The sequence below is a fragment of the Gardnerella vaginalis genome, from assembly GCF_001546455.1.
GTDB classification, from domain to species: Bacteria; Actinomycetota; Actinomycetes; order Actinomycetales; family Bifidobacteriaceae; genus Bifidobacterium; species Bifidobacterium vaginale_B.
Genome location: NZ_KQ956810.1, coordinates 97,575 through 118,057, shown reverse-complemented (window position 1 = coordinate 118,057; position 20,483 = coordinate 97,575). Strand labels below are relative to the sequence as shown.

Here is a 20,483-nt window from a genome sequence, read left to right as displayed (position 1 = left end):
AAGTGTGTTTATGTGTTTTTACGCAATATCGCAAGGAGATTTGACGTTATGCTGTTGTCTGATCGCGACATTCTCAAAGCTCACGAAGAGGGTCATATTGATTTGACCCCATGGACCCCAGAAATGGTACAGCCTGCGTCGATTGACGTTCGGCTGGATCGATTCTTCCGCTTATTCAACAATCACGCCTACACGTACGTTGATCCAGCGGAAAATCAAGGCGAATTGACTGAGCAGTTTGAAGTTGCGCCAGATGAGCCTTGGATTTTGCATCCTGGCGAGTTTGCGCTTGGCTCCACTTGGGAGTATGTGAAGTTAGATTCTACGATCGCTGCGCGTTTAGAGGGTAAAAGCTCTCTTGGCCGTCTTGGAATTTTAACTCATTCCACAGCTGGCTTTATTGACCCAGGTTTTGAAGGCCATATTACCCTGGAGCTTTCAAACGTTAGCACCTTGCCAGTTAAGTTGTGGCCAGGCATGAAGATTGGCCAGATGTGCTTCTTTAAGCTCAGCTCGCCTTGCCAGAATCCTTATGGGTCTTCCGTTAACGGATCTCACTATCAGGGTCAGCGTGGTCCAACTCCTTCTAGGTCTTACGAGAATTTCTATCGCGCAAATTTGGATGACTAGCGTTAATCAGCGTTAATTAGCGTTAATTAGCGATAATCAGCGTTAATCCTAAGAAAAATCAGAGGAAAAGTAGAAAACTTTCAGGAAGTTATCAGCTAGTTCACTAGCAGCGCTAAGAATTATGTGTTTTCATAATATTAGTGAAAAACTTAAAAGGTATTTCACGAAAGCTTATTCATATTTTTTCCTTTAAATTTAAACCCCGACTTAAACGGTCGGGGTTAAATTTTTATGTGGACTGAGTCCTAGCCCAAATGCCAAAGCTGTGCCGTATGCTGTAAGTATGACTAATCATAACGGTGTGATCTCCAGCGATTTTGACGGCGGCGATTTTGGCGGCGAAGACAATGCTTCTGACGCTTCAAATGGCCTGCATGCTGGCCGTGAATCAAGTGTTGTTCCAGGCAGATTTGGCGAAGATTTGCATGTAAGCGTTGCTCAGTATTCTCGCGGCGAGGCTGCCGCTTATGCTACAAGACCTCTTCTTTTGCTACTGCATGGTTGGGGGTCAAATGAGGATGATTTGCTTGATTTGCTGCGCGTTGTGGCACCCTATAATGATGCGATTTCTTTACGTGCTCCACTTCGCTTAGCTCAAGGCGCTTACAGCTGGTTCCACGATGCTGTTCCGCAAGGTCAAGATTTGGATCGAGACATGTATGCTGCTGCAGCTGCAATCGACGAGTGGGTTGCGGCAAATGTGCCCGAAGATCGCGCTGTTGTGCCTTTTGGATTTTCGCAAGGCGCTGCTCTAGCGGTTCATGTTCTTAGGCTTAATCCAGACCGCTATCGCGCAGCTGTTGCGCTTTCTGGCTTTGTGGCTCCAAATATTACCAAAGATATTTCGCTTAACGACGATGTTCTTGCCGAGCTTAATACGCCTGTTTTCTTTGGCTACGGTTTGGATGATGCTGTTATTGCTCCTTACGAGTTTTCGGCGGCTGCAGCGTGGCTTGAGGAGCATACGTGGCTGGAAGAGAAGCGCTACCGCGGGCTTGATCACGCAGTTCATATGGAAGAACTTGGCGATATTCGCTCTTGGTTTGCTCTTCACAATATCTCGTCGGGGTTAATGTGACTTTTAGCGTGTGCAACTATACGTCATTCATGCAAGAAGCATTGCAGCTTGCGCAAGTTGCTGCCGATTGCAAAGAAGTTCCAGTTGGCGCTGTTGTTGTAGATAGTTCTGGGGCGATTATTGGGCGAGGCTCTAATCTTCGCGAGAAAAACGCGGATCCACTTGCCCACGCGGAAGTTCTTGCGATTAGCCAGGCGGCAGAGGCGCGTAAGTCTTGGAATCTTAGTGATTGCACGCTTGTTGTTACTTTGGAGCCATGCCCAATGTGCGCTGGGGCGATTTTACAAACGCATATTAGCCGCGTTGTTTTTGGCGCTTGGGATTCAAAACTTGGCGCATGTGGATCTGTTTGGGATATTTTGCGAGACCCTCATATTGGCTCGCATCCGCAGGTTTTTGGGTCCGTTTGCGAATCGCAGTGTGCACAGATTTTAAGCGATTTTTTTGCGCGCACAAACTCCCGCACAAACTCTCGCACAAAATAGAATCATGAAATGAATAAGTAAGGAGCCGCGGCTCGCGATTCTACTTCGGGCCGCTTTTTTATATTTTGCGCGTAACATACAGTATGTTGATAGAATTTAGAGTCTAAAATCATAAATACTATTCAATAAATAAAATTATGCATAATAAATAAGACTGCAATAAAAATACTTATTAACGTAAATTAATGGGGTTTAAATGACTACTTTTGACAGAGCGAATTTGCCGCAATCCGTGCGCACAAACGGTGCTACGCCAAACCCTTGGTGGGCAAATGCAGTTGTGTATCAGATTTATCCGCGAAGCTTCCAAGATACCAACGGCGACGGAATCGGCGATTTAAAGGGCATTACATCGCGCCTTGATTATTTAGCTGATTTAGGCGTTGACGTTCTTTGGCTTAGCCCTGTTTACAAGTCTCCTCAAGACGATAACGGCTACGATATTTCCGATTATCAAGATATTGATCCACTTTTTGGCACTCTAGAAGATATGGACGAGCTTCTGGCTGGCGCACACAAGCGCGGACTTAAAGTTGTTATGGATCTGGTAGTAAATCACACTTCCGACGAGCACGCTTGGTTCCAGGCTTCAAGGGATGCTTCTAGCGACTACGCAGACTGGTATTGGTGGAGGCCAGCGCGCAAAGGGCATGTGCCTGGAGAGCCAGGTGCGGAGCCAAACAAGTGGGGATCGTATTTCGGCGGTTCCGCGTGGACTTACGATCCAAAGCGCGGAGAATATTACTTCCACCAGTACTCACCAAAGCAGCCAGACTTGAATTGGGAAAATCCTGCGGTTCGCGCTGCCGTGTACAAGATGATGAATTGGTGGATGGATCGCGGAATCGACGGCTTCCGCATGGACGTGATTACGCAAATTTCTAAGCAGGTAGATAGCGAAGGGCGCTTGCCAGGGGAGTATGGTTCGCAGATTGAAGATGCGCCTGCAGGCAGCGACGGCTACTCTTCGCCGTATTTCTTCTGCTCCGACGGCCCTCGCTTAGACGAGTTTTTGCGCGAGATGCGCGAGGCGGTTTTCAAGGGTCGCGAAGGCTTCTTAACTGTTGGCGAGGCTCCTGGAATTTCCGCACATCGAAACACCTATATTACAAATCCTGCTAATGGTGAGCTAGACATGCTCTTCTTGTTTGATCAAGTTAATGTTGATTGCGCAAATGGCACTAAGTGGAATCCTATTCCTCTTAAGTTGACGGCATTAAAGCGCGCAATGGCAGATCAGCAGCAGGCTGTGGCAAATGTTGGTTGGGCGAGCCTGTTCTTTAATAATCACGATCAGCCGCGTGCGCTTTCTCGCTGGGGCAGCGAGGCTAGCGATGAAATGCGCGTGCTTTCCGCTAAGGCGATTGCAATGCTTTTGCACATGCATCGCGGCACTCCGTACGTGTATCAGGGTGAAGAAATTGGCATGACAAACGCGCACTTTACTCGCCTCGAGCAGTATCGCGATTTGGAAGCGCTTAACATGTTTAAGCAGCGCGTAGAGCAGGCGCATATTCAGTCTGCGGAGTCTATGATGGATGCGCTCGCAAAGCGCGGTCGCGATAATTCTCGAACTCCAATGCAGTGGAATGCGTCTAAATATGCCGGCTTTATGCCTTTTAATGTTCCGTCGCAAAATAATGCGCAGCCTTGGATTAGCGTGAATCCTAATTATGTAGACATTAACGCGGCGGAGCAGATGGAAGATTCGGATTCCGTTTACTCGTTCTACAAACGTTTAATTGCGTTGCGTCATTTGCAGCCTGTTGTTTCGGCCGGTTCTTGGAATTTGGTTGATGCGGACGACGAGTGCGTTTACGCGTTTATTAGGCAGGTTGAGCAGGCTTGTGAGAATGCTAATGCATGTAATGCAGTTGAGGCGGGTCTTGAGGAGTCCGCGAATTCCTCAAGCGCGGTTGCTTGCGATTCTTCCTCTGCCTACTGCACCAAGTTGCTCGTATTAATAAATATGACGGATTCCTCTGTTGCTATCCCTGCACAAAGCGCCGAATTGTTGCGTAATATCGCCTCTAACGGCGTATCGTCTGATGATGTGATGATTTCTACCTACAGTGCGGATCATGCCCTTAAATCGCTTAAAAATGGCACGCTTTCGCCTTGGGAAGGAATCGCTGTTAGCTTGCAATAATTATTTTGCAATAGTTTCGTCCACCAACTTTGGCAGAGCCTTTGCAATATCTTCGCGTATTATGCGCTCTGCCAAATAATCGTATTGCGTAGCGCCCAGGTTCATTATTGTAATCGGCACACCTGCGCGAGCGGCTAGCGGCACAAGGCTTGCAGCTGGAAACACTTCTAGCGTAGATCCAATAACCCACAGCTCGCTTGCGTGCATAATCGCCTGTGCGCTGCGTTCCATTGCGCCTTCGGGCAGAGCTTCTCCAAAATATACAACGTCTGTTTTTATAAGACCGTTGCAAGGCATATTTCCGCGGTATGGCAGCGCGCGCCTGCAATGTGGGTCTGGGTGTGCGTCTAAATCGCGCATAATGTCGGCCGTGTTGTAGCTTGCGTGGCAACTCATGCAATGAGATGTTCCAATGCTTCCGTGCAAGTTCACTACAATATCTGGGCTGTTTCCAGCTTTTTCGTGAAGTGCATCAAAATTTTGAGTGGCGATTAAGTCCAGCATTCCAGCTTTCTCAAGTTTTACTAGCGATTTATGCGCGGCTCCAGGCGCAGCGTTCCAAACTGGCGACTCCTTTTGCCATCGCCATGAGTACACGCGTTCTTCTTTGCTGCTTAGAAACGCGTCTATATCGTAAACGCTCATTTGTTCTGGGTGTTTGGTCCAAACTCCATCTGGACCGCGAAAATCTGGAATGCCCGCGCTGGTAGATATTCCCGCGCCTGTTAACACAACAATGTGGTGGTGTGCGTTATTCTTGCTATTTTTCTTGCTGTTATTCTCGCTATTTCTCATATACCTATATATAACACGCATATATTTTCAACACGCCGATGTTTTGGCTTTGTTTCAATGGTTTTGGCTTGTTGGTGTGGGGGTGATTTGCTTTTGAGTCTGGTTTGGTGTAAGTTTATCTCTTGCTGCTCAGCGCGGCTGGTTCTCCTCGGTTGAGGTTGATGAGCCGGCTGGTGTGGTGGTGGTTTGAGAACTCAAGAGCGTGTCTGTACTACTTATTAGTTAATTATTGCCAGTTCATTGTCAGCCTCACAGATTGTGGGGTGCCTGAGAGATGGTTAAATGATGGTGAGGTTTTTTGTTGGGATGTTCTTTCCTTAAAGAATGTCTCGTCTTTTTCTTTTATATTGGAGCCTTATGTTGGCTCTTCATTGAAGTTTTTCGTGGAGGGTTCGATTCTGGCTCAGGATGAACGCTGGCGGCGTGCTTAACACATGCAAGTCGAACGGGATCCGACCAGCTTGCTGGTTGGTGAGAGTGGCGAACGGGTGAGTAATGCGTGACCAACCTGCCCCATGCTCCAGAATAGCTCTTGGAAACGGGTGGTAATGCTGGATGCTCCAACTTGACGCATGTCTTGTTGGGAAAGTGTTTAGTGGCATGGGATGGGGTCGCGTCCTATCAGCTTGTAGGCGGGGTAATGGCCCACCTAGGCTTCGACGGGTAGCCGGCCTGAGAGGGCGGACGGCCACATTGGGACTGAGATACGGCCCAGACTCCTACGGGAGGCAGCAGTGGGGAATATTGCGCAATGGGGGAAACCCTGACGCAGCGACGCCGCGTGCGGGATGAAGGCCTTCGGGTTGTAAACCGCTTTTGATTGGGAGCAAGCTTTCGGGTGAGTGTACCTTTCGAATAAGCGCCGGCTAACTACGTGCCAGCAGCCGCGGTAATACGTAGGGCGCAAGCGTTATCCGGAATTATTGGGCGTAAAGAGCTTGTAGGCGGTTCGTCGCGTCTGGTGTGAAAGCCCATCGCTTAACGGTGGGTTTGCGCCGGGTACGGGCGGGCTAGAGTGCAGTAGGGGAGACTGGAATTCCCGGTGTAACGGTGGAATGTGTAGATATCGGGAAGAACACCAATGGCGAAGGCAGGTCTCTGGGCTGTTACTGACGCTGAGAAGCGAAAGCGTGGGGAGCGAACAGGATTAGATACCCTGGTAGTCCACGCCGTAAACGGTGGACGCTGGATGTGGGGCCCATTCCACGGGTTCTGTGTCGGAGCTAACGCGTTAAGCGTCCCGCCTGGGGAGTACGGCCGCAAGGCTAAAACTCAAAGAAATTGACGGGGGCCCGCACAAGCGGCGGAGCATGCGGATTAATTCGATGCAACGCGAAGAACCTTACCTGGGCTTGACATGTGCCTGACGACTGCAGAGATGTGGTTTCCCTTCGGGGCAGGTTCACAGGTGGTGCATGGTCGTCGTCAGCTCGTGTCGTGAGATGTTGGGTTAAGTCCCGCAACGAGCGCAACCCTCGCCCTGTGTTGCCAGCGGGTTATGCCGGGAACTCACGGGGGACCGCCGGGGTTAACTCGGAGGAAGGTGGGGATGACGTCAGATCATCATGCCCCTTACGTCCAGGGCTTCACGCATGCTACAATGGCCGGTACAACGGGATGCGACATGGTGACATGGAGCGGATCCCTTAAAACCGGTCTCAGTTCGGATCGTAGTCTGCAACTCGACTACGTGAAGGCGGAGTCGCTAGTAATCGCGAATCAGCAACGTCGCGGTGAATGCGTTCCCGGGCCTTGTACACACCGCCCGTCAAGTCATGAAAGTGGGCAGCACCCGAAGCCGGTGGCCTAACCCTTTTGGGATGGAGCCGTCTAAGGTGAGGCTCGTGATTGGGACTAAGTCGTAACAAGGTAGCCGTACCGGAAGGTGCGGCTGGATCACCTCCTTTCTACGGAGTTTTTGTGCACGCTCGGTTGAGTGTGGTTACTGGTGTGGAAAACAATAGTTAACGTTTTGTGTGAGTGTGTTGGGCATGCTTTTGGGTTCCCGGATTGCCACCCCCCTTTTGTTGGGGTTGCGGTCCTAGCCCTTGGATTACAGGTTGAGGCTTTATTGTTTTTGGCTTGTGTTCTTGGTGTTTGGTGGTTTGAGAACTGGATAGTGGACGCGAGTAAGAATAGTGAGACTATTTTTGGTTTTGCTTGTTTTTACTTTTATCAATTTCAACCGGCTCCATTTTGGTGGAGTCGCTTGATCGTTTTGTGATCGTTTAGTGTGATGATTTATTGTCTAGAGAGTTAAGCGATAGGCTTTTTACTGGTGTATCACTGGTAAGGGCGTATGGTGGATGCCTTGGTAGACAGGACCGATGAAGGACGTGACGGGCTGCGATATGCCTCGGGGAGCTGCCGAGTGGGCTTTGATCCGAGGATTTCCGAATGGGGAGACCCGGCCACTGTTATGGGTGGTCACCACAGTTTTGTGGGGGGTACGCAGGGAAGTGAAACATCTCAGTACCTGCAGGAAAGGATACTCCGTGAGTAGTGGCGAGCGAAAGCGGATCAGGCTAAACCGAGTACGTGTGATAACCGTCAGGTGTTGCGTATTCGGGGTCGTGGGATTGACTGTTCAGCCTCTGACGGGGTTGAGAAGAGTGATAAAACGTCGTGTTATGTGAATGGGATTGAATTCCCAGCCGTAGAGGGTGATGGCCCCGTAGCAGGTCGTGCGATGTCTCTTTATGTTTATTCCCAAGTAGCGCGGGCCTCGTGGAATCCCGCGTGAATCTGCCCAGACCGTTGGGTAAGCCTAAGTATTCCTGTCTGACCGATAGTGTACTAGTACCGTGAGGGAAAGGTGAAAAGCACCCCGGGAGGGGAGTGAAATAGTTCCTGAAACCGTGCGCTTACAATCCGTCGGAGCCTTCTTGTGGGGTGACGGCGTGCCTATCGAAAAATGAGTCTGCGAGTCAGTGGTATGTGGCGAGGCTAACCCGGGTGGGGGAGCCGTAGCGAAAGCGAGTTTTAAAAGGCGTTTTAGTCGCATGTCCTGGACCCGAAGCGGGATGATCTAGCCCTGAGCAGGTTGAAGCGCGGGTAAGACCGTGTGGAGGACCGAACCCACCTAGGTTGAAAACTGGGGGGATGACTTGGGGTTAGGGGTGAAAGGCCAATCAAATTCCGTGATAGCTGGTTCTCTCCGAAATGCATTTAGGTGCAGCGTCATGTTATTGCTTACAGGGGGTAGAGCTACTGGATGCTTGCGGGCCCATACCGGGTACTAATAGCAGCCAAACTCCGAATACCTGTTAGGTTTATCATGGCAGTGAGTCGGCGGGGGATAAGCTCCGTCGTCAAAAGGGAAACAGCCCTGATCGTCGTCTAAGGTCCCGAAGCGCGTGCTAAGTGGGAAAGGATGTGGAGTCGCATAGACAGCCAGGAGGTTGGCTCAGAAGCAGCCATCCTTGAAAGAGTGCGTAACAGCTCACTGGTCTAGTGGTTCCGCGCCGACAATGTAGCGGGGCTTAAGCACGCCACCGAAGACGCGGCTGCGTGATTTTTTCACGCGGGGTAGGAGAGCGTCCTGTAAGGGGTGAAGCGGCCGTGTGAACGTGTCGTGGACTTTACGGGAGTGAGAATGCAGACATGAGTAGCGAGAGACAGGTGTGAATCCTGTCCGCTGAATGACTAAGGGTTCCGGGGCCACGTTCGTCGTCCCCGGGTGAGTCGAGTCCTAAGGCGAGGCCGACAGGCGTAGTCGAATGGATGAACGGGTTGATATTCCCGTACCGGTGTTACACCGTTCGAACTGAATCTGAGAGTACTAACCTTGATTATTCTGGTTGATTGCCTTTCGGGGTTTTCAGCTGGTTTGGTTTTGGGACTGTATCGGTAGTAGGTTAGCGTGGGAGTGACGCGGGTAGGTAGCCGGCTGCGGAGGTGGTTTTCCGTGGCTAAGCGTGTGGGCTGTCTCCTAGGTAAATCCGGGGGATGTTTAAGCTGAGGCGTGATGGGTAGGCCGTATGGCTGATTCCGGTGATCCTGCTTGCCAAGAAAAGCTTCAACGTGAGGTGTGATTCCGCTCGTACCCTAAACCGACACTGGTGGTCTGGTAGAGTATACCGAAGCGATCGGGCGAATCCTGGCCAAGGAACTCGGCAAATTACTCCCGTGCCTTCGGCATAAGGGAGACCCCTGATGGTGATGTTTTTTACATGCGGAGCTGTTGGGGGTGGCACAAGCTAGGGGGTAGCGACTGTTTACCAAAAACACAGGAGCGTGCGAAGGCGTAAGCCGCTGTATACGCTCTGACGCCTGCCCGGTGCCGGAAGGTTAAGAGGATCCGTTAGCTTCGGTGAAGCGGTGAATTTAAGCCCCGGTAAACGGCGGTGGTAACTATAACCATCCTAAGGTAGCGAAATTCCTTGTCGGGTAAGTTCCGACCTGCACGAATGGCGTAACGACTTCCCCACTGTCTCGGCCAGGAGCCCGGCGAAATTGCAGTACGAGTAAAGATGCTCGTTAAGCGCAGAAGGACGAAAAGACCCCGGGACCTTTACTATACCTTGGTATTGTCGTTAGGTGTGGATCGTGTAGCATAGGCGGGAGGCTGTGAAGCGTGGGCGCTAGCTTGCGTGGAGTCAACAAGTGAAATACCGCTCTTTCCATATCTGGCGTCTAACCTCGACACGTTATCCGTGTTAGGGACAGTGCCTGGCGGGTAGTTTAACTGGGGCGGTTGCCTCCTAAAGAGTAACGGAGGCGCTCAATGGTCCGCTCAGCCCGGTTGGCAATCGGGTGTTGAGTGTAATCGCACAAGCGGGCTTGACTGTGAGACTGACGGGTCGAGCAGGGACGAAAGTCGGAGATAGTGATCCGGTGCCGGCGTACGGACGTGGCATCGCTCAACGGATAAAAGGTACCCCGGGGATAACAGGCTGATCATTCCCAAGAGTCCATATCGACGGGATGGTTTGGCACCTCGATGTCGGCTCGTCGCATCCTGGGGCTGGAGCAGGTCCCAAGGGTTCGGCTGTTCGCCGATTAAAGCGGCACGCGAGCTGGGTTCAGAACGTCGTGAGACAGTTTGGTCTCTATCCTCTGCGCTCGTTGGAATGTTGAGGAGACCTGCCCATAGTACGAGAGGACCTGGGTGGACGAACCTCTGGTATGCCGGTCGTCACGCCAGTGGCGCCGCCGGTTAGCTACGTTTGGAAGGGATAACCGCTGAAAGCATCTAAGCGGGAAGCCTGCTCCAAGATTAGCATTCCTTGCACTTTGTGTGTGAGCCCCCATGTAGAACACGTGGTTGATAGGCTGGATGTGGAAGCCCTGTAAGGGGTGGAGCTGACCAGTACTAATGGGCGATTGTGATACTACTTGTTATTGCTTATCGTTTAATTCTCTTAGATAGTATGGAGTGTTAAACGGTCATATTATGGTCATGTTGTTGATTTTGATGATTGTTCTTCTTGTTGCTCGCGTTCATGTCCGGTTCCCAAACCGCCAATTTGCCACTCGCTGGTTTGCGAGTGTATAATCTAGTTTTGCGGTGGTCATGGCTCAGGTGAGACGCCCGGTCCCATTCCGAACCCGGAAGCTAAGGCCTGACACGGTGAGGGTACTGCACTCGATAGGGTGTGGGAGACTAGCACGCTGCCGCATTATTCTTCTAGCGGGGAGTTTCAACTCCCCGCTTTTTTGTTCCCCGCTTTTTTATTATTTTGAGATAGGTTATTGTGCCCGTGTTTGTTCCCTTTTTTGAGGTTTTGGTAAACAAACACGGGCAAAAACGCTTGCGAGTTAGCTTAGTCGGAGTGTCGACTTGCTATTAATGAGAATCATTATTATTATTGATACACGTTGTATGGATATCTTCAATAGTCATTCGTAAAAGAAGAGCGCGAATAGGCGAAATAGAGAAGATGAAGTGTAGAGAGTGAAATAATAATTATGACTCAGGTCATTAGGGGTATTGTTAAGCGCACGTTTTGCTTTGCATGTGTAGCCGCAATTACGTTTGCAGTGCTGGTATCGGGCTTCGGCACAATAGCGCCTGCATACGCGGATAGTCATAAAACGTCTTATAAATATTATGAAGATAAAAATGACGAATTAAAAAATGGTCATATGGATATTTTTTATCCGTTTATGCATAATGACAAGCTAATAATGGGTTTTGAAGCAAACTCAATGCTATACAAGCCAGAAAACGTAACAATGAGGGTTGGGAACTCTTCGTATAGCACTAAGCCTTTTGATAACTACAAAAACAAGTTACCATTCGATGCGTCAAAAGGTTATTGGCTTTTAGACGAATCTGGTAATAAGCAAGATAAAGAGCTATTCCCAGGGTGGGATACGTCTATAGCAAGATACGCTGTTGGCGCGGAAAATCCAGATGGCGCAACTGCAGACATTGTTGTGCAAAAGGTAATCGCCCCTAAAGGTGGAAAAGTCTTAGTTTGGGAAACAGATAAAAATAAGCAGGGGGAGTCTATAGCTAAGTCTTTTGAATACAAAGATAAAGACGATGTTGAAGGCGAAGAAGGTAGCCGTTTTGAGCTTCCAGGTGTAATCCATCAGCCGCAGGTTACGCATCAGCATACGAATTGGGTATTTACAAAGCCTGGAACTTACACTTTAGAGGTTTATGCGGTTATTAAAAACCGAGTAACTCAAAAAACGCTTAAAACAGACACTGCTAAATATACTTTTGAAGTTGATGCAAACAGCAGTCATATGGTTTCTAGCGATTCTGTTGTTAAAGAACGCGGAAAAGCGGAAATTCCAGTTTTGGACGCAAACACTAAAGACGAAGATCCTAGTGATAATCCTGAGTGCCAAGATGGTCAGCTATGCATTCTAGGAGTTAGAAAAACGGGCTCTCATCCTCACTATCATTCTTACGAAGAAGGCGGAGACGTAAACCTTTACACGTACATGGATGGGTTAAAGGAAAAAATCGCAAGTGGGGAAATAAAAAGGCCTACATATAAATGGTGCATAACTCGTGCAGATGAGCAAGAGGGTACGGAAGGAACTTGCTTTATTGAAAAAAGGCTTATACTTCCGCCAGAGCCTGCAATGAATAATATGCAAGTTTCTGTTAGTGTTACGGCTTTTGAAGGCTTTTTTGACTTTGGAAAAGACCGCGCAACTGCAAAAATTGTTGTAGAAGATCACGGAGCAGATGGTAGGCCAGTTGTTGCGATTAGTGGCAAAAACAAGGTTAAGATTGGCGAAACCGTACATCTTAATGCAAAGCTGTATTCGCCTCGAGTGCCTGTTGTAAATGGTGAGGCAGGAGAACCAGAAAAGTCTGTTACATCCATAGTCAAAAAATACAGGTGGATGATTAAAAAAGACGGCGAAAAAGACTTTACAAACATACCAATGGCAGAAGGACGCAGCCTTGATTTAGTGGTTGACGAAAGCATGCAAGATGCTGTTATACGCGCTTCGCTGGTTTTGGACGACGGAACTTTATATAGGAATGCTGGATACGACGATTTTTGCGATTGGAGTGTGAACATAAAGAAGGCTAAGAATGGTGGAAACGCCAGCGATTCTGGCGATTCTGGTGACTCTGGCGACTCTGGGGCACATAAGAATCGCAAGAAGAATCGTAAGCAAAATCGTAAGCATGCTAAGAATCGCAAGAATACAAAGAATCGTAAAAAGAATAAGGGTCATGAATCTGTAACGGATGAGAATGACAAAAATAATGGCGATAATAATGGCGGCAAAACCGATGCAGAAGATGACAATAGTCAAGATTCTAAAAACGAAGATAATAGCAAGAAGACCCGCAAGAAGATAAATAAAGAGTCTAATAATAACGGCGGCAATAATGACGAAAACAATGGGAAGGCGTCAATGCCACTTTCTGCTGGGTCTCTTTCTGGCGGAAGGCTTGTTAACGCTGGAAAATCAGGCAAATTAGGCGGTGGATTCGCAAGGCTTGGCAGCTTTGGAAAGTCAAAGAAATCTAAAGCGGTAAAAAAGTCTGAGCCACTTAAGAGCGGTAGCAAGAAGGCCAAAAATAATCACGAAGATTCTAATGATTCTAATGATTATAACAACAGCAATCTAGACGATGAACAAGAAAATAGCGAAGAAAACAGCCATAAAACAAAGTGGGTGGCAGCAGCCGTTGGAACCGCAAGTGTGAGCTTGTGCACAATAACGGGAGCTGGAGCGTTCTTGATGAAGTCGCGCATAAAGCTGTTGTAGAAAGCTGTTGTAGAAAGACGATTGCAAAACTTTAGAAAACACTAATATATCAAAATCAAATTTAGGACTTAAGGATTAAAAATGAGTAAAAATAGGAATCAAATAGCAACCGCACTTATTGCTGCAATATGCTCGGCGATTACGTTGCTTGCAACAGTTTTGGCGCCATCTCCACTTGTTGGGTCAGCGAATGCGGCAACAAGCAACCAGCCAGTGATGATTCAAGCAGGTCACGCTGATTTTGGCCCAACGCTTTCTGGTGGCAACTGGAAGATGAAAATCCGCGATGATACTGGCGATGAGCCAGTTTGGAGAGACCCAGAAAACGTGGTATTTAAGCTTGGTAACAGCTCGATTGTTTCTATGCCAGATGATTCTACGTATAGCTTTATTGGCGAAAAGCCAGGCACGAAGCTTTACGTAATTCCGCAAACGCAGAATCCTGACGTTCCATGGCTTGGGTGGAATACGCAAGAAGGCGGAGTGCTAAATGAGCTAGACCGCGGCGCAAATCTTTCGCTTGATGGCGTAAGTGGCCCTGGAAAATTGCATGTTTACTTGGAAAATGGCAATAATGCTCCACAGCAATTGTGGGATAGCACTAAAGGATATCCGCAAAACAGCTGGATTGAAGCGAATGCGCACACTCACGTGAATTGGGTGTTCTCTAAGCCTGGAATTTACCATGTAAAGCTCACTTTTTCGGGAAAGCTTAAGAACGGCCGCTCTGTAAGTGATACGCGTGTTCTTAACTTTGCTGTGGGAGAAAAAACGGACGCGCAAGCTGCTTTGCCAAGCACTAGTAGTGCGAGCCAAGGCGAGTCTGGTGATGCGCAAGATGAGGCTAATGGCGGCGAAGAAGCGGAAGAAAATGGCGATGAAAGCGCAGCTAATGGCGAAAACAATAATGGCAATAAATCCGCAAATAGCTCTAGAAAAAAGCATAAGTCCAGCTCCGACGACACTGTAGCAATCGCGCAGATTGTGATGATTGTATTTGCGATTTTAACAATCATAATTATTGCGTTTATTGCATTCGCTGTAGTAAAGAGCAAGCGTGCACGCCAAAGGGCGATTGATCAGCATAATTCCAACTCACAACAAAATACTTCGATTTTTAATAATTTAGGACAAAACAATGCGTAATAAAACAATGCGTAATAAAACATTAATTTGCTTTAGACTAATAAGCGCGATTTTAAGCGCAATAATATCTTTTGGATTCTTGGCGTCGATGTGCTGCTGCAATTGCGGTAGTGCGTATGCGAGTGAAGCCCCGCAAGAGGAGACTGCTGAGACGGCTGAGCAAGATTCAGGCGAGAAAGAGGATTCTTCTACAGTTTCTAATCAGAATGCCAGCGATAAGAATAATGGAGATTCTAGTCAATCTAAAAATGAAGAAGCTTGTAAAGATGCTGTTTTAGACAATGATGCTGAAAATGTTGATGATTCTGCTATAACACAAAAATGCAGAGTATACGAAGGTCATACAGACGCTTTTGCAACGTATATTAGCAAAAGCGGAAAGCTTGTTTTAGATACGCGCGGAGATAATTTTCCTGGTAATGCCGATAATGGTGTTAGGTACAATTCAAGTCGATTGATATTTGTACTTGGCGAAAACACTAAGCAATCTAGTGAAGGCTTAAAATTCTTGCCAGAAAATGGTGCAAATGTGCCAGTTTGGGGATTGTCGCAAAATCAAGAACCAAACAAATTGTGGCCTGGTTTTGCAACGGAAACTTTGGGTGAAAAATCTGGAATAACTGCTGTACGGTTTGCTATTAAAGAAGCATCAATGCCAAAAGGTGGTGCTGTGTATGCGTACCAAGAAGACGCTCATAGTGAAATAACGCCTGCTATAGGAACGCCGAATACACAGTTCCCACACAAAATGTATGTTGGCGCAAAAGCTCATATGCATGTTAATTGGGTGTTTACCAAGGCAGGCAAGTATGTTCTTAGCATGGAAGCTGCTGCAAGAACAAAAGAAGGCACTATTTATAAAGCTGAGCAGAAGTACACATTTGAAGTAGATATGAGTAATTCCAATGCTGATTCAAATGGCAGTTCTAAAGATTCTTCGCAAATTGCTACAGCTAATAAAGATGAGTTAGATGATTACAGAGGATTTGTTGAATTAAAAAAGCAGCAGACGGAAGGCGAGGATTCCGATGCTGAGGAGAGTGAAGATAGTGAAGAGAGTGAAGATGAAGATGATGAAGATTCTTCCACTTCGATTGTTATAAACGGAAACAACAACAGAGTTTACGTAACGCCATGGCCTGGTGCCAAGCCAAAAGATGGATTAGCAAATCATGGTTCCGATGAGAGTGACGATAGTGGCGAGAGTGGCGAGAGTGGCGAAAATGGCACTGAAGGCGGCGCTGAAAATGCCAAGTCTGGATCTAAAGGCAAAAATAAAAAGCAAAAAACTGTCAAAAAATGCTTAAAATTTAAGGATTTGCAAGGCGATAAGCTGGTTATTAAGCATGGCCACGTTGATTTAGCAACCTACTCAACTGGCAACGGAATAGGATTTGCTGTTCAAGAAGATGTGACTGGAAGCCACGTAAAACGCGACCCGAGCAAAGTTGTGTTTTATGCTGGAAAATCTGCTAAAGACGGTAATGTGTGGAGGCTACCACAAACGCAAAAAGGTAGCGTACCATGGGTTGGCTGGAGTAACCAGAATTTAAGCCCACACAAGCCAAGCAAAATCAGCCTTAAATCTGTAAAAGGGCCAGGTAGCGTGCGAATTTGGCTTCAAGGCGGACTTGGTGTAAAAGCTAAAACGCTTATGTCTAGCGGCGGAAACAGTACGTATACAATCCCAGCAAACACGCATATGCATTTAAACTGGGACTTTTCAAAGTCTGGGTACTACACGATTCGTCTTGCTGTAAGCGCTAATGGCAAAACTCTTGCGAAGGACTTCCATTTTGCGATTGGTGTGGATCCATTGGAAAAGCCTATGAGTTGTAGTGCTGGAAGCGGTGAAGATGGAGATGGTGGCGATGGTGAAGATGTTGATGGCCAGAATGGCGGCCAGAATAATGGCCAGGATGGCAGCCAGGAAGATGGCGACGGAAAAAACGTGCAGAATGATGGCCAGGATGGCGGCCAGAATGGCGGCTCAACTGCGTTAGCTGGATCTTATTCTGGCGGAGGATCGTCGTTCTTTGGCGGCAGATCTGGGCTTGCAAAGTCTGCTAAATCGGGCAAAACTGGCAGGTCTGTAAGCATTTCTGGTGGAACTTTGGGTAAGTCAAAGGGCTTGCAATCAAAGTACAGCACAAAGCGAATTAAAGGATTAAGCCAAAGCCTTAAAAGTGGCGTTAAAAGCGAAGAACCTAGTGGAATTATAGGCTTGTTCCAACGCAAGCCAGTAGTTGCATACACCGCTTTAAGCCTTGGAATTGCATCAATTTCTGGAACTTGCGCAGCTGGATTGTTTGTTCTACGCAAGCGCGGACTAATACCTGCAGGAGGTTTGTTTAGCGCGCTTATGGGTTTGAAATAGTGCGTAGAAAACGTTGGTAAAATTGATGAAAATCGTTGATTTGCTAGGTAAAAAAAGTACGATGCGTGTTGCTGCGGCGGCTCTAGCTATTTTAACAGCGCTGCCGATTGGCGCGTGTGGTGCATCGAATAGCATACACAGCGCAAATAGCGCAAATAGCGCAAGGTCTGGGAAAATTAACGTTGTAACAACAACGGGCGTTTTGCGAGACATGGTGGCAAATGTTGCAGGAGATGCAGCAAACGTTAGCGCGATTGTGCCAGACAACGCGGATCCGCATTCGTACGAGCCGCGTTTGCGCTCAATTAGAGATGTTGTATACGCGGATGTGGCTTTTAGTAACTACATGATGCTGGAAGAGCACGGCGTTATTGCCGCTTTGGATGCAAATTTGCGAAAAGGCGTGCCAAATGTGCAACTTGCGGAAGAAAGCGTGAAGCACGCGGCAGATATTATTCCGATGGTAGAAGACGTGTCTTTAGACACGATTTGGCTAGGGCTTGCTACAGAGCGTATGGCTGCGCAGCCGAGCGAGGAAGCGCATAGCGCGCAAGGCGCTACAAGTGCAAATATGCAAAAGCGTGCGGAAGAATCGCCCTCGGCGGCGGCTGGTGAGCTATCTTCGCTAAACAATCTCAATAAAGAAAAAACAAATTCAAAACAAGATAGCCAACTAGAAAAGTCAGGTCAATCTTTGCAATCAAATGCGCCTTCAACTGTAACAAAAGAAGGCCGCGCAACCGTAATAAAGCCGAACGCATACAACATGAAAAGGTCCGACAGAATACGCTTAACAGCTACAAAAGTAAAAGGGCCGGGCGCGCTTTTTGCTTATTTGACTGGCACTTTTGGAAGCGTAGAAACATACTTTAACAGCGCAAACGGCATAAGCGCAGAAGACCACGTAGACTTGCCAGCAGACGCGCATACGCATTTAAGCTGGGCGTTTAGTAAGCCAGGAGAATACACGCTTGACTTGCACGCAGACATGCTAAACGCGCAAAACGAGGTAGTTTCTAGTCTTGGAAACGCCAAGATGCGATTTGCTGTAGGCGTTAACGCGCAAAAAATAGCCAAAAAGCGGGGAGCTAGCGTAGTTTTAAACAAGGGTCATGCAGATTTAGCTTACGACTTAGCAAAACGCGGATTTGTGTACCGAGTGGACACTTTGCAAGAGAAGCGCTCCGCTGCGCCAAAACGCGTGTATTACAAGCCGCGCGATGTGGTTGTAGAAGTGCCAACTAACGCGCTAAAAGAGATACCAGCCGAACATGGATACAGGTTTTTGGGAGCTGCAAGGCAGAAGATTTATCAGCTGCCGCAAGCAGTTTTAGGAAAGCACGTTCACGGAGATATTGACCCGCATTTGTGGCAATCCGTAAAAAATGGCATAGCATACGTGCGCACAATCGCAGATCGCCTTTGCGAAGTGGATGCTAAAAATGCTCGTACATATCGCAAAAATGCGGACCGATACATTAACAAGCTATTAGATGTAGACGCGTATATGCGCAAAAAAGTGGCGTCAATACCAAAAGAAAAGCGCAATTTGGTTACAACGCACGACGCTTTTGCATACTTGGGTAAAGCTTACGGCGTGAATATTGCAGGATTTGTAACGATTAATCCTTCGAGCGAGCCGAGCGTGCAAGATAGGCGTAGATTGCAGCAGATTTTGCGCGATTTAGAGATTCCAGCTGTGTTTTTGGAGCCAAATTTGATCTCGCGTTCGTCTGTGCTTAAAGAGTTGGCAGCGCAAGCGCGCGTAAAAGTGTGCCCTATCTATGGAGACGCTTTCGATGCAAAAGTTAGAACTTATGCGGATATGATGCGAGCGAATGCGGATTCTTTGGCAAAGTGTTTGAAGTGAGATTGACGAGGACTGAAGTTGGATTTAAGCGATGAGGACTGACGAGAGAATATGGATGTAAATATGGATGCAAATACTGTTATAAACGCGCAAAACTTAAGCGTAAGTTACGGCAGTCGCACGATTGTAAAAGACGTTTCGTTTACGATTAAAAGCGGCGAATTTGTGGGGCTTCTTGGCGCAAATGGAGCTGGTAAAACAACGCTTTTTCGCGCGATTATGGGGCTAATACCGCATTCTGGAAAGCTTGAAGTGCACGCTAGTAAAAGCGATGAATCTTTGATTAATTCGCGAGTGAGTAACGTTGGCTATGTGCCGCAACGCCATGATATTGCGTGGGATTTTCCGCTTTCTGTACTAGACGTAGTGATGATGGGCCGCATTCGCCACATTGGCTACGTGCGTCGCGCAAAAAAAGAGGACTACGAGATAGCGCTCGCTTCTCTTGAGCGCACAGGAATGGCGGATTTTAGGGATCGTACAATCGGCGAGCTTTCGGGCGGGCAAAGGCAGCGCGTACTTGTTGCGCGTGCTCTTGCAGGGCAGCCGCGTTTGCTTCTTTTAGATGAGCCATTTACAGGCTTAGACATGCCTACTCAAGAGCTGCTTACGAGTCTCTTTTTGGATTTAGCAAAGTCGGGAGAGGCAATTTTGATGAGCTCGCACGACATAATCGGGTCTATAAACTCGTGTTCTAGAATCATGCTTTTTGACGGAAGCATAGTGGGCGACGGCGTTCCAGAATCGTTAAACGCAAATCAATGGGTGCAAACATTCCATGTGGATGCGCAAAATCCACTAATCAAAGCTGTAGAGCGCGTTATGGCGCATGAAAGTGGGGCAGAGTAATGCTATCTCCAATCGACTTTATACAAGACCTTACAAACCCAGACCTTTGGTTCTTGCTCAAAGCGCTTATAGTGGCGTGCCTTTCTAGCGTAATATGCGGAGTTGTAGGATGCTACGTAGTGCTGCGCGGAATGGCGTTTATTGGAGACGCAGTGGCGCACTCCGTTTTTCCAGGACTCGCAATCGCGTTTGTGTTACAAGGAAACTTGCTGTTTGGCGGCGCGCTGGCAGGAGTTGCAACCGCGCTAATCGTATCAATCTTTAGCCAAAATCGCAGGCTTCGCGAAGACTCGTTTATCGGCGTATTTTTTGTGTCTGCCTTTGCGCTCGGAATCGTAGTAATCTCAAAAGCTTCTGGCTATGCAGGATCCCTGGAATCGTTCCTATTCGGCTCCATTACAGGAATACCAGACTCCGACATTGCTGTAGTAGCAATAACAGGGCTAATAATCGTAACGCTTTTAATGATGTTCCACAAAGAGCTAGTATGTGTTTCGATGGACCGCGAAACAAGCCGCGCAATGGGGTTGCCAGTAGCGTGGTTGGATGGAATGCTATACGTTTTAGTTGCGATTGCTGTAGTAGTATCTGTGCAAATAATTGGAAACGTGCTTGTTTTAGCGCTTTTGATTACGCCTGCGGCGACTGCGCGATTGCTTACTGACCGACTTGGAAAGATGATGATTTTGGCGCCTGCTATTGGGTGCTCTTCTTCGATTCTTGGAATGTACTTGTCTTGGAGTTTAGACACTGCCACCGGCGGCACAATCGTTTTGGTTGCCACTTTTATGTTTGTTCTAGCGTGGGTGTGCTCGCCTAAACACGGGTTGGTAGCGAGAATTGTGCCTAAACTGCGAATCGACTTGCATTAGCGCTTATAGCGTAGCGCGCGAATGCACTTCGATTCGCTG

10 protein-coding genes, 3 rRNA genes and 1 pseudogene are annotated in these 20,483 nt (G+C 47.9%); 13 read left to right on the top strand and 1 reads right to left on the bottom strand.

Features of this window, described 5'->3' with window-relative positions; translation table 11 throughout:
- Positions 1-48: 48 nt before the first annotated feature.
- The 4 genes from dcd (at position 49) to HMPREF3216_RS01395 (ending at position 4,342) form a co-directional block, all read left to right on the top strand.
- Positions 49-630 (top strand): dCTP deaminase, encoded by a 582-nt coding sequence (gene dcd / locus HMPREF3216_RS01410; protein WP_060786601.1) that lies wholly within the window; start codon positions 49-51, stop codon positions 628-630.
- A gap of 283 nt (positions 631-913) precedes the next feature.
- Entirely contained in the window at positions 914-1,708 is a 795-nt protein-coding gene (locus HMPREF3216_RS01405) for an alpha/beta hydrolase (protein WP_060786600.1), read from the top strand.
- 29 nt (positions 1,709-1,737) lie between these two features.
- Positions 1,738-2,193, top strand: a complete 456-nt coding sequence (locus tag HMPREF3216_RS01400; RefSeq protein WP_060786622.1) for a nucleoside deaminase — start codon at positions 1,738-1,740, stop codon at positions 2,191-2,193.
- Between the two features lie 196 nt (positions 2,194-2,389).
- Positions 2,390-4,342: an alpha-glucosidase gene (locus HMPREF3216_RS01395; protein ID WP_060786599.1), complete on the top strand. Its 1,953-nt coding sequence runs from the start codon at positions 2,390-2,392 to the stop codon at positions 4,340-4,342.
- Here the strand turns inward: HMPREF3216_RS01395 and HMPREF3216_RS01390 are convergent, their stop codons facing one another.
- The gene (locus HMPREF3216_RS01390; protein ID WP_060786598.1) at positions 4,343-5,137 is read right to left on the bottom strand and encodes an SIR2 family NAD-dependent protein deacylase; all 795 of its coding nucleotides are present in this window, start codon (positions 5,135-5,137) and stop codon (positions 4,343-4,345) included.
- A 380-nt stretch (positions 5,138-5,517) separates the two neighbouring features.
- On the opposite strand from HMPREF3216_RS01390, the gene HMPREF3216_RS01385 reads away from it, so the two are divergent.
- The 9 genes and pseudogenes from HMPREF3216_RS01385 (at position 5,518) to HMPREF3216_RS01340 (ending at position 20,444) form a co-directional block, all read left to right on the top strand.
- A 16S ribosomal RNA gene (locus HMPREF3216_RS01385) occupies positions 5,518-7,044 on the top strand.
- A 372-nt stretch (positions 7,045-7,416) separates the two neighbouring features.
- A 23S ribosomal RNA gene (locus HMPREF3216_RS01375) occupies positions 7,417-10,474 on the top strand.
- Between the two features lie 168 nt (positions 10,475-10,642).
- A 5S ribosomal RNA gene (gene rrf / locus HMPREF3216_RS01370) occupies positions 10,643-10,759 on the top strand.
- The 16S, 23S and 5S rRNA genes sit together here, the layout of an rRNA operon.
- A gap of 288 nt (positions 10,760-11,047) precedes the next feature.
- On the top strand, positions 11,048-13,330 hold the full coding sequence (locus HMPREF3216_RS01365) for a choice-of-anchor M domain-containing protein (RefSeq protein WP_060786597.1): 2,283 nt from the start codon (positions 11,048-11,050) through the stop codon (positions 13,328-13,330).
- Between the two features lie 81 nt (positions 13,331-13,411).
- Positions 13,412-14,473 (top strand): annotated as a pseudogene (locus HMPREF3216_RS01360) (TIGR03773 family transporter-associated surface protein); the annotation flags it as partial.
- Positions 14,469-16,853 (top strand): choice-of-anchor M domain-containing protein, encoded by a 2,385-nt coding sequence (locus tag HMPREF3216_RS01355; RefSeq protein ID WP_230953844.1) that lies wholly within the window; start codon positions 14,469-14,471, stop codon positions 16,851-16,853. The pseudogene HMPREF3216_RS01360 and the gene HMPREF3216_RS01355, both read left to right, overlap by 5 nt.
- Positions 16,854-16,878: 25 nt before the next feature.
- Positions 16,879-18,723: an anchored repeat ABC transporter, substrate-binding protein gene (locus HMPREF3216_RS01350; protein ID WP_060786595.1), complete on the top strand. Its 1,845-nt coding sequence runs from the start codon at positions 16,879-16,881 to the stop codon at positions 18,721-18,723.
- Between the two features lie 51 nt (positions 18,724-18,774).
- Positions 18,775-19,572, top strand: coding sequence for an anchored repeat-type ABC transporter ATP-binding subunit (locus tag HMPREF3216_RS01345; RefSeq protein ID WP_060786594.1), 798 nt, complete (start codon positions 18,775-18,777; stop codon positions 19,570-19,572).
- On the top strand, positions 19,572-20,444 hold the full coding sequence (locus HMPREF3216_RS01340) for an anchored repeat-type ABC transporter permease subunit (RefSeq protein ID WP_060786593.1): 873 nt from the start codon (positions 19,572-19,574) through the stop codon (positions 20,442-20,444). Before HMPREF3216_RS01345 ends, HMPREF3216_RS01340 begins: the two co-directional genes overlap by 1 nt.
- Positions 20,445-20,483: the final 39 nt, after the last annotated feature.